Here is a 14,219-nt window from a genome sequence, read left to right on the forward strand (position 1 = left end):
CCGTGGCAAACCCAACCTTGAGCACCACGGTGGCGCCGCCGGCGCCCGGGCCGGGAACGGTCCGGAGCAAGTCCCAGCAGAAGCGCCGGAACCGCTACGTCATTGCACCGCTGGTCCTCATCGGCGTCAACGTGGTGCTCTTCCTGGTCTTCTTCGTCTGGCCCGGAGCACTGGGGCTGCTGTATTCCTTCACGGACTACCGCGGCGTGGGCAAGCTGAATTTCATTGGCCTGGCCAACTTCCAGAAACTTTTCGCGGACAGCACCTTCTACGCCGCGCTCGGCCGGACCTTTGTGTACACGGTCCTGTCCGTGCCGCTGATATACGTCTGCTCCCTTGGGGTAGCCGCGCTGCTGGTCAGCAAGGCTGTCCGGGGACGGACTGCAGCGAAGATCGTCATCTTCCTTCCGTGGCTGATCTCACCCATCGTGGTGGGCGTGATCTGGAAGTGGATGTTCGGCCAGGATTTCGGGTTCGTGAACTTCCTGATTACCAGCGCCGGGGGCAGCGCGGTCCCATGGTCCAGCAACGGCAACCTGGCGCTCGCGGTGGTCATTTTCGCCTCCGCGTGGGGCGGGACGGCCTTCAACATGCTGCTCTTCATCGCGGCGCTGAAGAACATCCCGGAGGCCCTGCTGGAGGCAGCGGAGCTGGACGGCGCCAACGCATGGCAGCGGTTCCTGAACGTCACCCTCCCAGGCATCGCGCCGACGTCGTTCATGGTCATCCTGCTCTCCACCATCCATGCGATGAAGGAATTCGCCATGATCCAGGCCCTCACCAACGGCGGCCCCGGGACGGAGAACACCCTGATCGTGCAGTACATCTACAAGACCGGCTTTGAGCAGTCCAAAGTGGGGTACGCCAGTGCCGCCTCCATGGTGCTGATGGTGGTCCTGCTGGCAATCGCCCTCATCCAGCTGCGCTTCAACCGGAAGAAGGCCTGACCATGGCAACAGCAGCCAACCTCCCTCCCGCCGTCGCCGAGGAATCCGCGCTCGGAGCCGAGAAGGCGGACGCGGCCAAGGGCAGGCGCGGACCCCGGGGCAACCGTGAAGGCCGGGCGCGGCTGTCCGTCCCCCTCACCGTGCTCATGTGGGCCATCGCCGCGATCTACGCCCTGCCGCTGCTCTGGTTCCTCCTCAGCTCCTTCAAGCCGGGCAGCGAGCTCTTCAGCTATCCGCTGTCCATGATTCCCCGGGAATGGACCTTCCAGGGCTTCATCGACGCGTGGGAGCGGGTGGACTTCGCCCAGTACTTCCTGAACACGGCAACGGTGGCCATTGTCACCACAGTGCTCACGGTGTTCTTCAGCGCCTGCACCGGTTATGCGCTGGCCAAGTACAACAACAAGGGCACCCGGCTGTTCTTCGTGTGCATCCTGGTCACCACCATGCTGCCCACCGAGGTGATCCTGAACCCCACGTTCACGGTGATCCGCGATCTGGGCCTCTACAACTCGCTGGCCGGCATCATTGTGCCGTCCGTCCTCACGGCCACGGGCGTGTTCATGTTCCGGCAGTTCTTCCTCACAGTGCCGGATGACCTGCTGCACTCGGCCCGGATCGACGGCGCCAGCGAGCTGGCCATCTTCTTCCGGATCATGCTGCCGCTGTCCCGGCCCATCCTGTTCACGCTCGCCATTTTCTCGTTCCAGTGGCGGTGGAACGATTACATCTGGCCCCTGATCGTCCTCAACGATCCCAAGTGGTACACGCTCCAGGTTGCCCTGCGCAGCATCGTGGGTGCGGAAAACATCGACTGGCCGGTGCTGCTGGGCGCCTCGGTAATCTCCATCCTGCCGCTGGTCCTGGTGTTCTTCGTCTTCCAGAAATACGTGCTCAACGCCGACGTCAGCGCGGGCCTGAAGGACTAGGGTCCTGCCCCGAAGCGCTACCCCACCAGCCTGCTCCGGGACAGGACCCCGGGCAGACCCATGAAAGGCAACATCTTGCAGACAGCTTCCGTGGACGCAGCATTCCTCAACCGTGTGGGGCAGGCGGCGGACCAGTCCGTGCAGGCCCTGCTGGAAACGCACGACGCCGACGTGGCGGCCCTGGCGCACCGGCCCGCCATGGGCAGGCTGCTGGCGATGGTCACGGTGTTCACCGAGCCCGGCTCCCGCTTTTACGGCGCCGGCGCTGGCGGGCTGCGGAAGCCGATGGCCGGTTGCCTTGACCGGCTGGAACAGCTCCAGGGCCCCACCGGCCTGTTCGACGGCACCAACCTGTGCTCCCCGCCGGACTCGGCCTTCACGCTCAATGACGTGTGCCTTGCGCTGGGCCTGATCCGGGCCCTGGACACCCCGCCGGACCCGGTGCTGGCGGAGGTGGATGCCAGGCTCAGCGGCATTGTCTCCCGGGCCACGGATGCCATGGTTGCGGGCGGGGTCCACACGCCCAACCACCGGTGGGAGCTGTGCGCGGCGCTGGCGCAGATGGACCGGCTGCAGCCGCGGCCGGGCATTGCGGAGAGGATCTCGGAGTGGCTGGCGGAGGGGATCGACCAGCTGCCGGACGGGATGTACTCCGAGCGCAGTCCGCTGTATGCCACCGCCGTCACCAATCCGTCCCTGCTGGCCATCGCGGACAGTTCGGGACGGCCGGAACTGCTGGACCACGTCCGCCGGAACCTCACCGCGTTCCTGCCGTGGTTCAGCCCGGATGGCAGCGTGGAGTCGGTGTACTCGCGCCGCCAGGACCAGTGGATGACCTTCGACGCCGCCCCTTTCCTGCACCTGTACCGGCGGCTGGCCAACCAGGACGGCCGGCAGGACTTCGCCGCCGCGGCCACCTGGCTGGAGGGGCTGCCCCTGCATGAGCCGGCCAAGCTGCTGGCGCTGGCCCGGCTGGATCCCTGGCTGCGGGAGGCGCTGCCCGGAACCCGCCCTGCCGAAGGCGCGCCGCCGTCGTCGGGCCTTCCCTTCCATGCCGCCATGGCACCCGCGGACGCCGCGCTGGAGAGCTGCGGCGCGTACCGCTTCCGGGGTGGCGTATCCGTGGTCACCGTGTTTGGCGGCTGCGACGCCCTGGTGCCCGGTGTGGTGTCCGGGCTTGCCGCAAATCCCACCTTCCTGCGCTTTGCGCATGGAGCGGCGGTGCTCACGGACGTGAGGTTGTCCCGCAGCTTCTTTGACCTTGGTCCCTTCCGCAGCCAGCACACGGTGGCGAATGGAACCGCCGTGACCCTGTCCGAGGAGCTGGAGGCCAACTTCTACCTGCCGCTGCCGGCACAGAAGCGGCGGGCGGACGGCATTTACGCGCTGGAGCACGAGGGCCGGTTCAGCGCGGGCATGGACTTCGGCAGCCGGCCCACTGTGGTCCACAAGCTTGGCACGGACATTGCCGTGCAGGCGGACGGCGGCCAGGCGGTGCTGGACATCAATTTCGAGGGCGCGGACACGGCCTTCGCCCTCGAGCTGACCTTCCGGCCGGGCGGAACGCTCGACGGCGGCATCCCGCTGGGTGGGACCGGCGCCTTCCAGCTGGTGGAGGGGATGGGCCGCTACCGGGTAGGCGGGGACGCCATTGAGTTCGGGCCCGGTTCACCTGCCAGCCCGGACACCCCGGCTGCCTACAACCCCGGCGAAAGCTACCGCTACCTGGCCGGGACCAACGCGTCCGGCGGCCTGAAGGTGTACATCACCGGGCGCACCCGCGGCAGCCACCGTTTCACGTTGCGGGGCCTGCCCAGGAGTTCCTAGGGCTGGACCTGCTGGAGCTGTTCGAACACCTCCGGCGGGATGGCGTAGATGAACACCACGGCCAGCAGGTTCTTGGTGGCGTGCACAAAGTAGGCGAACATCAGGTTCTTGCCGGTCCACACGTAGACGAACACCAGCGTTGCGCCCATGGCCAGGTAGGGGAGCAGCGCGGTGAAGGTGACCGCCTCCTGGCCCACAATATGAAGGGCCGCGAAAAGCACCACGGACAGAGCGCAGCAGATCCAGATGTTCACCCGCCGGCTCAGCTTGCCGATCAGCAGGTGGCGGAAGATGTACTCCTCCACGAACGGTCCCACCACCACCAGCAGCGGAACCATCAGCCATGCCGGAATCTGCTGTGCCAGCTCCTGCAGTCCAGCCTGGTTCTGTGACGTTTGGGCCTCGCCGCTGAGGGCCACCACCAGGGCGGTCAGGATCATCATGGCAATCACCGCGGCCGGGACCATCAGCAGCGTGAACCATGGCCGGGTGGCCAGGACCTTCACGTCGCGGCCCACAACCTTCCTGGCCGCAAGAAATGCGAGTATGCCTACGGAGGCATAGAAAAGCAGGTTGACCGCGTAGGAGGCGGCCGCCGGGCTGGGAGCTATCTGGCGCAGGAAGGGAGCCAGCAGTTCACCGGCCACGGCAAAGAACCCGGCGATGGCCACATAGGTGACGAGGGTGGCGAAGTCCAGGGGCTTGAAGCGGTACAGCTCGGGCTGCGGTGCGGGCGGTATGCGGTGGGCGGTGGCCATAGATTCAGCCTAGCCTCCCAACTGGGTCGCAGCAGATGTCGGTTTCAGGCGTCAAAAGAACATCTGCTGCGACTTGGTTGGGCCGGGGAGCGTTGCTGGCGGAAACGTGCTTCCCGTAGAATCTTCGGTATGCCTAAATTTATGTTTCGGTGCGCCAAAGTAGCCGCCCGAACCCGCCCCGGGCGGACGGCGCGCTTCCGTGCCGCGGCCGCTGCCGCCGTCGTGCTGTCCATGATGCTGACCGCCTGCGGTGGAGGCGCTGCCGGCAACGGGGACGGCAAGCCCGTGGTCCTGACCACCTTCACCGTGCTGGCGGACATCGCCCGGAACGTCGCGGGGGACAAGCTCACGGTCGAGTCCATCACCAAGGCCGGCGCTGAGATCCACGGCTATGAGCCCACCCCGGGCGACATTAGGAAGGCCTCAAAAGCCGACCTCATCCTGGACAACGGACTCAACCTGGAGGCCTGGTTCGGGCAGTTCGTTGAGGGGCTCGACGTGCCGCATGCCGTGGTCAGCGAGGGCGTGGAGGTGATGTCCATCAGTGAGGACTCTTACCAGGGCAAACCGAATCCGCACGCGTGGATGTCGCCGGTGAACGTGCAGACCTACGTGGACAACATGGTGCGGGCGTTCAGCGAACTGGACCCGGACAATGCGGCCGCCTTCGCCGCGAACGGGGATGCTTACAAGGCCGAACTCCAGGCTGTGCAGGACCAGATGACCTCCAGCCTGGCCGCCGTGCCGGAGAACCAGCGGGCCCTGGTCACGTGTGAGGGGGCGTTCTCCTACCTGGCCCGCGACGCCGGGCTGAAGGAGGTCTACATCTGGGCTGTCAATGCCGAGCAGCAGGCCACCCCGCAGCAGATCACGCGGGCCATCGAATACGTTAAAACCAACAATGTCCCCGCGGTGTTCTGCGAATCCACGGTGTCCGATGCCCCCATGCAGCAGGTGGTGGAAGCCACGGGCGCCAGCTTCGGCGGCACGCTCTACGTGGACTCCCTCTCGGAAGCGGACGGACCGGTCCCCACCTACCTGGACCTGATCCGGCACGACGCCGAGGTCATTACCAACGCCCTCACGGCCGGTGCGGGGTCATGAGTACCCCGGCTATCGCCGTCGAGAACGTCACGGTGCATTACGGCGAAGTCCTGGCCCTCGATGCTGCCTCCCTGACGGTGGAACCGGCACGGATCTGCGGCTTGGTGGGCATGAACGGCTCCGGTAAATCCACGCTGTTCAAAGTGATCATGGGAATGGTCAAGCCCGACGCCGGCACGGTGCGGATTGGAGGCCAGCCGCCTTCCAAGGCACGCAGGGAAGGGGGGATCGGCTACGTTCCGCAAAGCGAGGAAGTGGACTGGCAGTTCCCGCTGTCCGTTCGCGACGTGGTGATGATGGGCCGGTACGGCCACCAGGGCTTCACCCGCCGGGCGTCGAAGGCGGACAGGGCCGCCGTTGACGAGGCACTGGACCGGGTGGAACTCGGGGAATATGCCGGCAGGCAGATCGGCCAGCTGTCCGGCGGGCAGAAAAAGCGCGCGTTCGTGGCCCGCGGCATCGCGCAGGGCGCCACCATCATGCTGCTGGATGAGCCCTTCGCGGGCGTGGACAAGCGGTCCGAGGCCACCATCACCCGCCTGCTGCGCGAGCTCTCCTCGGACGGCTGCACCATCCTGGTGTCCACCCATGACTTGCACGCGCTGCCCCAGCTCTGCGATGAAGCAGTGCTGCTGATGCACAAGGTCCTCATGCACGGCCCGCCGGAACTGGTGCTGCAGCCGGAGAACCTCGCCATGGCCTTTGGGCTGGACGTGCTCAACCGGAAGGAAGCGGGCTGACGATGGAACTCCTCCTCGAACCCCTCAGCTATGACTTCATGATCCGGGCCATCGTCACTACGGCCCTCGCCGCCGTCGTCTGCGCCGTGCTCAGCTGCTGGCTGGTGCTGATCGGCTGGTCCCTGATGGGCGACGCCGTCTCGCATGCCGTCCTGCCCGGCGTCGTGCTCGCCTACATCGTGGGCGCACCGTTTGCACTGGGTGCGCTGGTGTTCGCGCTGATTGCGGTGACCCTGATCGGGGTGGTCCGAAATACCAGCCGGGTAAAGGAGGACGCCGCGATCGGCATCGTGTTCTCCTCCCTGTTTGCCCTGGGCCTGGTGCTGATCTCCGTCACCCCCAGCCAGACGGACCTGAACCACATCATCTTCGGCAACCTTCTGGGCGTCAGCATCCCGGACCTGATCCAGGTCCTGGTGCTGGGCGTGGTGGCTTTTGCCATCCTGATCCTCAAGCGGCGGGACCTCACGCTTTATGCCTTCGATCCCACCCACGCCCACGCGATCGGGCTCTCGCCCCAAAGGCTCGGGGCACTCCTGCTGGGCCTGCTTGCCCTGACCTCCGTGGTGGCGCTGCAGACCGTGGGCGTGGTGCTGGTGGTGGCCATGCTGATCATTCCCGGCGCCACGGCCTACCTGCTGACGGACCGGTTCTCCCGGATGCTGGTCATCGCGCCGGTGGTTTCGGCGCTCTGCTCGATCACCGGCATCTACCTCAGCTACTACCTGGACACGGCTTCCGGCGCCATGGTGGTGCTCACGCAGGGTGTGGTCTTCGCCGTCGTCTACCTCTTCAGCCCGCGGCAGGGCCTGATCGGAACCCGTCTGGCCAAGGCACGGCGCAGGAAGGCCGCCGCGCTCGCCGCTGCCTGACTGCCGGTGCCTGACTCGGCAGCGGCCGCTTGACTCGGCCACCGGCGGCGGGCAGGCTGGAGCGATGAAGTCCTAGTCAGCAGCCGGCCACGCCGGGCTGCTTTCCCGAATCCAGGGCCGCCACCGAGGACCGAAATCCCGGTCCGGCCCGCGGCCACACTGCGGAACTTTGCGAGGACTTCCTTTGACTGAACACCTGACCCTTTCCGGCGTCTCCCACGGCTATGGAGACAGGCTGCTGCTGGACCGCATCAACCTGGCCATCACCCCCGGCGAACACGTGGCCGTCGTCGGCGAAAACGGTGCCGGCAAATCCACCCTGCTGCGGCTCCTGGCCGGCCTAGAAACCCCCGACGAAGGCACGGCTGGGATCCATGGCCGGGTGGGTTATCTCGCCCAAGCCCATGGCCTGCCGGAATCCTTCACAGTGGGCTCCGCCATCGACGCTTCCCTGGCCGCCCTGCGGGCCATCGAAGCGGAGCTTGACCGGCTGGAGGCAGGGCTGGCCGACGCCGACGACGACGAGCTGGAAACCTACGGCAGGCTCCAGACGGAGTACCAGCTGCGCGAAGGCTACGCAGCCGAGTCGCGGGTGGAGGCAGCGCTGGACCGGCTGGGCCTGGGCGGCCTGGACCGGGGCCGGCTCCTGGGATCGCTGTCCGGCGGGGAACAGGAACGAGTGGCTCTGGCGTGTGTCCTGGCCGATCCAGCGGACATCCTGCTCCTGGACGAACCCACCAATCACCTGGACGCGCGCGGAACGGCCTGGCTGGAGGACCGGCTGGCAGCCCACCGCGGCACCGTTGTGGTGGTGTCCCATGACCGGGTGCTCCTCCGCAAGGTGGCCAGCACCATCATCGAAGTGGATGCCGAGCGCCGCGCCGTGACCCGCTACGGCAACGGCTACGACGGCTACCTCCGGGAAAAGGCAGCCGAACGCGCACGCTGGGTCCAGCAGTACCACACCTGGATTGATGCGATGGAGTCCGAGAAACGGCAGGCCGAGACTGTTGCCGGGACCATGGGGTATGGCCGCAAGCGCGACGGCGACAAGATGGGTTTCGACTTCAAGGCCGGAACCTGGCAGAAGGCCGCCAGCAGCCAGGTTCGGAATGCCCAGGAACGCCTGCGCCGCCTCGAAGCGAGCCCGGTGGACCGGCCGCCGGTACCCTTGCGGCTTAACGCCAGCCTGGCCGTGGACCCGGGGGCTGCCGCGTCCGGGATGGATCCGTTCGGGATGCCGGAGCCTGGTGCGCCGGAGAGAAGTGCGGCTGAGCCTGGTGGGACGCGGCCACGTGTACCGGTGCTGGCTGTCCGGGGCGTGAGCATGCCAGGCCGGCTGGAAACCACCGACTTCCAGGCGGGCGCCGGGGAGAAGATCCTGATCACCGGGCCCAACGGCGCGGGCAAGTCCACGCTGCTCTCCATCCTCGCCGGAACCCTGGAACCAGCAGCCGGCTCCGTCACGCGCCCCGAACGCGTCGGCTACCTGCAGCAGGAGTTGGAGCTGCCGCAGCGGCCCTCACTGCGCTTGCTGCCGGCCTTTGCCGCAGGCCTGGGAGGCAACATCGACGAGCACGCCGAGGCCCTCCTCCGCCTCGGACTCTTCCGCACCAGCGAGTTCCACGTGCCCGTAGGCAGCTTGTCCGCCGGCCAGCAGCGCAGGCTGGCCCTGGCCCGGCTGCTGCTGGGCGGCTACAGCACCCTGATTGTGGACGAACCCACCAACCACCTGGCGCCCGTGCTGGTGGAGCAGCTGGAGGCGGCCCTTGCAGGGTTTGCCGGGACCTTGGTGGTGGTCAGCCACGACCGCGCCCTGCGGGAGTGGTTCGCGGCCTGCACGCGGCGAAGCCGTGGTGTGGCCGGAGGCGCGGAAGGCACCCTGGCCGGGAACACCGCCGTCGGACGCTGGACGCGCTATTCCATGGACAAGGGTGTGCTCGCGCCGGTTTAGCGGCAGGGTTGGCGGAATGCATGCCTTACACCCGGTGAGGTTTGCGTTAAGCATTCTTTACCGGGGGACCGGCAGGCGGAAACATCGGCGGCGGAAGATAGGGCCATGCTCGTCGTTCCGCCGGCCGAAAGGATCTGCCCGTGATCACCAAGAACCTTTTCCTGCAGGGCATCTACCACTTCCAGGGCTTGGGGATGGAGAAACCCGTGCCCCTGCATAGCGAGCTCTCGCACTACGTCCCGGACGGCGTCGTCAACCAGGCGCTGTACTTCCGCGGCGGAAACTCCAGCGGGGAACTCATCGCCGTGGTGCTGATGCGCAACGGCGTGCCCATGCGGTACTTCCCCATCGGCGCCAAGAGCGACGTCCACGTCCCGCTGCGGGTGGTGGAAGACATCGAAGGCGGTTCCGCCGTCGAGCTGTACCTGGCCGCGCCGGAAGGCGTCAACGGCACCGTGGTCATTGACCTGGGCATGGTGGAGCACTGATGACCAGCGTGGCCGAACGGGCACAAACCCGGCCCGGCAGCCGGGCACGCAGCCGGGACACCCGCCGGCGCCTGGTGGTCATCGGGAACGGGATGGCCGGAGCCCGTGCCGTGGAGGAAATCCTGGCCAGGGGCGGGGCGGACCAGTTCACCATCACCATGTTCGGGGACGAGCCCTACGGAAACTACAACCGGATCATGCTCAGCCACGTCCTTTCGGGCGAGGAAAGCGATGCGGACATCTTCCTCAACCCGCTGTCCTGGTACGAGGACAACGGCATCACACTGCACGCCGGCGTCCGGGCAGACAGGATCGACCGGTTCGCCAAACACGTGTTTTCCAGCGACGGCCGGGTGACGCCCTACGACACCCTGATCATCGCCACGGGCAGCCGCCCGCACCTGCCGCCGATGGACGGCCTCTACACGCCGGGCGGTTCGGTCAAGCCGGGCGTCTTCGGCTTCCGCACCATCGACGACACCCGCAAAATGGCAGAGCACGCCCGGAATGACCACCACCGGCATGCGGTGGTGGTCGGCGGCGGCCTCCTGGGGCTGGAGGCGGCCGCGGGGCTGCGCAGCTTCGGGCTGGGGGTGGACGTGGTCCACTCGGGGAGCCACCTGATGAGCGCGCAGATGGGGCCCGACGGCGGTGCGGTGCTCCGCCGGAGCGTTGAGGCCCTGGGCATCGGGGTACTGACGGGCTGCCGGACCACGGCAGTGCTCGGCAGGGACAGGGTGGCCGGCGTCAGCCTCCGCGACCGCCCGGACATCCAGTGCGACATGGTGGTGGTGGCAGCCGGGATCCGGCCCAACGTGGACCTGGCCGTCCTCAGCGGACTTCCGGTGGAGCGGGCCATCGTGGTGGATGACAGGCTCCGCGTGCAGGACGAGGACCACATCTACGCCGTGGGGGAGTGCGTCCAGCACCGCGGTGAGGTGTACGGCCTGGTGGCGCCGCTGTGGGAGCAGGCGGTGGTGCTCGCAAACCATGTCACCGGTGCGGACACCAGCGCTGCATACCTGGGGTCGCGGACTGCCACCAAACTCAAGGTGGCGGGGGTCGAGGTCGCCTCCATGGGCCTGCAGGGGCCGGAGCTGGACACCGACGAGCACATCGTCTTCTCCGAACCCAGCCGCGGGGTCTTCAAATCCATCGTGGTCCGCGACAACAAGATGGTGGGTGCCACCCTGCTAGGCGACAGCCGCAAGGTGGCCTTCCTGACCCAGGCCTACGACCGCGGCACGCCCCTGCCCGAGGAGCGGATCGGCCTGATGTTCGATCTCGGGACCCCCGGGGAGGACGTGGGCGTGGCAGAGCTGGATGACGACGCCCAGGTCTGCAACTGCAACGGCGTCAGCAAGAAGGACCTGGCCGCGGCCGTGAAGGGCGGCTGCACGTCGGTGTCCGGGGCCATGGACGCCACCCGGGCCGGAAAAGGCTGCGGCTCCTGCAAGCTCCTGGTGAAGCAGGTGGTGGAGTGGGCAGCGGACGGTGCCGTGGAGGAGGACCCCGCTGCCGCCTACTACGTTCCGGGCATCCCCCTGGACAAGGCTGCTCTCATGGCCGAGATCCGGCAGCGCGGGCTCCGGTCCGTCTCCGCCGTGTTCCAGGCGCTGGCCCCGGGCGGCGTCGAGGACGCGAAGTCCAAAATGGGCCTGGCCTCCCTGCTCAAGATGATGCTCGCGGACAAGTACATCGACGAACGTGATGCCCGCTTCATCAACGACAGGGTGCACGCCAACATCCAGCGGGACGGCACGTTCTCCGTGGTGCCGCAGATGAAGGGCGGGGTCACGTCCGTGCAGCAGTTGCGCCGGATCGCGGATGTGGCGGAGAAGCACAATGTGCCGCTGATCAAGCTCACCGGCGGCCAGCGGATCGACCTGCTGGGCATCCCCAAGGAGGACCTGCCGCAGGTCTGGGCCGATCTGGACATGCCGTCCGGGTACGCCTACGGCAAGAGCTTCCGGACCGTGAAGACCTGCGTTGGGAAGGACTTCTGCCGTTACGGCACGGGGGATTCCACCAAGCTGGGCATCGAGATCGAATCCCGGTTCCAGGGCATCGAGTCGCCGGCCAAGCTGAAGCTGGCTGTCTCCGGCTGCCCCCGCAACTGCGCGGAATCCCTGGTGAAGGACGTGGGCGTGGTGGCCGTGGAAGGAGGCCGCTGGGAAATCTACGTTGGCGGAGCGGCCGGTGCCCACATCCGCAAAGGCGACCTCCTGGCCACCGTTGACGATCCCGAAGATGTGAAGGTCCTCACCGGGCGCTTCATGCAGTACTACCGCGAACACGCCAACTGGCTGGAGCGGACCTACTCGTTTGTGCCCCGGGTGGGCATAGAGCACCTCCGCGCGGTGATCGTCGATGACGCCCACGGGATCGCGGCGCAGCTGGATGCCGCGATGCAGGCGTCCGTGGACAGCTACGTGGATCCGTGGAGCGAACGCGCGGATCCGCAGACGCCCGGCCAGTTCAGGACCTCGCTGCCGCTGACGGTCCTTCCGCAGGTGCCGGTCCAATGAACGCCGGTGCAATAAACGTCCCCGGACCAGCCACAACGTCCCACACCCTTGGCCCCGTGGACCAGATCCCGCTGGGCGAGGGCAGGGCGTTCGCGGTGGCTGGTGAACAGGTGGCCGTGTTCCGGCTGCGGGACGGAACCGTGCGGGCGCTCGCAGCAGTCTGCCCGCACCGGGGCGGCCCCATCGCGGACGGCACCATCGACCGCCAGCAGGTGATCTGCCCGCTGCACCAGCACGCGTTCGACCTTGCCAGCGGCTGCTCCACCACCGGTACCGAGCCGCTCCGGGCCTACCGCGTGAGCGTGGACGGTGAGCAGAACCTGGTGCTCGAGAAAGGGTAGGTGTAGTGCGGGTCACGTAGCACCCCGGCGGGTCTTGTAAGATAGACGAGCCGCGCGAAGCTTCGGCGCCACGAGAGATTCCGCTCACATTCGGATGCCCATGAGGCAGATCGCCGAATTTTGGGGGCGGAATCATCGCTGTCCCGGATGCGGCCAACCCGCCAACCCACAAGGAACAGTTGTGCCTCAAAGTACCCCCGCAGATGTCCACAACCCCACGGCACCATCCGCCGCCGTCGACCCCACCCTCAGCGCCGAGGGCTACAAGAAGTCCCTAAGCGGGCGCCAGGTCACCATGATCGCCATGGGCGGCGCCATCGGCGTCGGCCTCTTCATGGGTGCCGGCGGCCGCCTGGCCTCCACGGGCCCGGCCCTGATCTTCTCCTACGCCATCGCCGGCGTCATCGCCTACCTGCTGATGCGCGCCCTTGGCGAACTCATCATGTACCGCCAGACGTCGGGTTCGTTCGTGAGCTATGCCGGCGAAATGTTCGGCAAAAAGGGCGCCTACCTGTCCGGCTGGATGTACTTCATCAACTGGGCCATGACCGGCATTGCAGAGCTCATCGCCATTGGCCTGTACTTCCAGTTCTTCTTCCCCAACGTGCCCGTTGAGCTGTCCGCCATCGCCGCGCTGCTGCTCCTGGTGGGCGTCAACCTCATGAGCGTCAAGGCGTTCGGCGAGTTCGAGTTCTGGGCCTCCTGCCTCAAGGTGGGCGCCATTGTGATCTTCCTGGCCGTGGGCACCTTCATGGTTATCACCAACGCCCAGGTGGGCGACGGCAACGCATCGGTCAGCAACCTCTTCGCAGCCGAAGGCGGGATGTTCCCCAAGGGTGCCCTGGTGATGATCCTGGTCCTGAACGCCGTGATCTTCGCCTACAACGGCATTGAGTTGGTGGGCATCACGGCCGGCGAAATGCAGGACCCGGCCAAGGAAGTGCCCAAGGCGATCCGCGCCGTCGTGTTCCGCATTGTGGTGTTCTACGTCGGCTCCGTGACCCTCCTGGCCATGCTGCTGCCATCGGACCAGTACGTGGCCGGCACCTCGCCGTTCGTTACCGTGTTCGGCCAGATGGGCCTCGGCTGGATGGGCGATGTCATGAACATGATCGTCATTACCGCCGCGCTGTCCTCCTGCAACTCCGGCCTGTACTCGATCGGCCGGATCTTCCGGACCATGGCCAACAACGGGCATGCACCGGAATGGCTGACAAGGATGTCCAAGAACCACGTGCCGTACGCCGCCATCCTGGCCATCGGCGCGGTCTACCTGGCGGGCATCATGCTCAACATCTGGCTGGGCGGTTCGCACGCCTTCGACCTGGCGCTGAACTCGGCATCCATCGGCGTGATCTTCACCTGGGGCGCCATCTTCGCCAGCCAGATCGCCCTGCGCAAGAAGAAGGGCAACGTCTCCTCCCTGCCTGCGCCGGGCGGCGCTGCCAGCAGCTGGGTGGGCCTGGTTGCCCTCCTGGCCATCACGGTGCTGATCGGCTTCGACACCATGACCAGCAAGACCGGTGAGGTGTTCCACCTGGGCTTGTGGACCCTGGCCACCATCCCGTTCTTCGCCCTGCTCCTATGGCTGGGCTGGCAGAAGGTCAAGGCCAACGAACCGAAGAACGCCCTGTACAGCTGACGGTCTGCCCGAGCAGTACGGACGACGGCGGGACGCCCCTTGGGAGGGGAGTCCCGCCGTCGGCGTCTCCCGGGCGTTCCTGCTGCCCC

At 66.8% G+C, this 14,219-nt stretch carries 12 protein-coding genes; 11 read left to right on the forward strand and 1 reads right to left on the reverse strand.

The genetic code is table 11. The features are described from left to right. Positions 1-2: 2 nt before the first annotated feature. From WHH00_RS03145 to WHH00_RS03155, 3 genes are all read left to right on the forward strand, one after another. Positions 3-947, forward strand: coding sequence for a sugar ABC transporter permease (locus WHH00_RS03145; protein WP_350002821.1), 945 nt, complete (start codon positions 3-5; stop codon positions 945-947). 2 nt (positions 948-949) lie between these two features. After that, positions 950-1,876: a carbohydrate ABC transporter permease gene (locus WHH00_RS03150; protein WP_406636448.1), complete on the forward strand. Its 927-nt coding sequence runs from the start codon at positions 950-952 to the stop codon at positions 1,874-1,876. Positions 1,877-1,951: 75 nt separating this feature from the next. Beyond that, positions 1,952-3,703: a hypothetical protein gene (locus WHH00_RS03155; RefSeq protein WP_406636450.1), complete on the forward strand. Its 1,752-nt coding sequence runs from the start codon at positions 1,952-1,954 to the stop codon at positions 3,701-3,703. Here WHH00_RS03155 and WHH00_RS03160 read toward each other — a convergent pair. Then, on the reverse strand, positions 3,700-4,461 hold the full coding sequence (locus WHH00_RS03160; RefSeq protein ID WP_406636453.1) for a lysostaphin resistance A-like protein: 762 nt from the start codon (positions 4,459-4,461) through the stop codon (positions 3,700-3,702). The genes WHH00_RS03155 and WHH00_RS03160 overlap by 4 nt on opposite strands. A gap of 129 nt (positions 4,462-4,590) precedes the next feature. On the opposite strand from WHH00_RS03160, the gene WHH00_RS03165 reads away from it, so the two are divergent. The 8 genes from WHH00_RS03165 to WHH00_RS03200 all read left to right on the forward strand — a co-directional run bounded on the left by WHH00_RS03165 (position 4,591) and on the right by WHH00_RS03200 (position 14,130). Next, positions 4,591-5,565, forward strand: a complete 975-nt coding sequence (locus tag WHH00_RS03165) for a metal ABC transporter substrate-binding protein (RefSeq protein WP_406636455.1) — start codon at positions 4,591-4,593, stop codon at positions 5,563-5,565. Beyond that, the gene (locus WHH00_RS03170; protein ID WP_406636457.1) at positions 5,562-6,305 is read left to right on the forward strand and encodes a metal ABC transporter ATP-binding protein; all 744 of its coding nucleotides are present in this window, start codon (positions 5,562-5,564) and stop codon (positions 6,303-6,305) included. The genes WHH00_RS03165 and WHH00_RS03170 overlap by 4 nt, the downstream gene beginning before the upstream one ends. A 2-nt stretch (positions 6,306-6,307) precedes the next feature. Next, the gene (locus WHH00_RS03175; RefSeq protein ID WP_406636459.1) at positions 6,308-7,177 is read left to right on the forward strand and encodes a metal ABC transporter permease; all 870 of its coding nucleotides are present in this window, start codon (positions 6,308-6,310) and stop codon (positions 7,175-7,177) included. A gap of 184 nt (positions 7,178-7,361) precedes the next feature. Beyond that, entirely contained in the window at positions 7,362-9,131 is a 1,770-nt protein-coding gene (locus WHH00_RS03180) for an ABC-F family ATP-binding cassette domain-containing protein (RefSeq protein ID WP_406636461.1), read from the forward strand. Positions 9,132-9,271: 140 nt separating this feature from the next. Beyond that, positions 9,272-9,619 (forward strand): molybdopterin oxidoreductase, encoded by a 348-nt coding sequence (locus WHH00_RS03185; RefSeq protein WP_350002811.1) that lies wholly within the window; start codon positions 9,272-9,274, stop codon positions 9,617-9,619. After that, on the forward strand, positions 9,619-12,147 hold the full coding sequence (gene nirB / locus WHH00_RS03190; RefSeq protein WP_406636464.1) for a nitrite reductase large subunit NirB: 2,529 nt from the start codon (positions 9,619-9,621) through the stop codon (positions 12,145-12,147). Before WHH00_RS03185 ends, nirB begins: the two co-directional genes overlap by 1 nt. Then, on the forward strand, positions 12,144-12,488 hold the full coding sequence (locus WHH00_RS03195) for a Rieske (2Fe-2S) protein (protein ID WP_406636466.1): 345 nt from the start codon (positions 12,144-12,146) through the stop codon (positions 12,486-12,488). The genes nirB and WHH00_RS03195 overlap by 4 nt, the downstream gene beginning before the upstream one ends. A 181-nt stretch (positions 12,489-12,669) precedes the next feature. Beyond that, positions 12,670-14,130 (forward strand): amino acid permease, encoded by a 1,461-nt coding sequence (locus WHH00_RS03200; RefSeq protein WP_406636468.1) that lies wholly within the window; start codon positions 12,670-12,672, stop codon positions 14,128-14,130. Positions 14,131-14,219 lie beyond the last annotated feature (89 nt).

This window comes from Pseudarthrobacter quantipunctorum (assembly GCF_045291495.1).
In the GTDB taxonomy this organism is placed as follows: Bacteria; Actinomycetota; Actinomycetes; order Actinomycetales; family Micrococcaceae; genus Arthrobacter; species Arthrobacter quantipunctorum.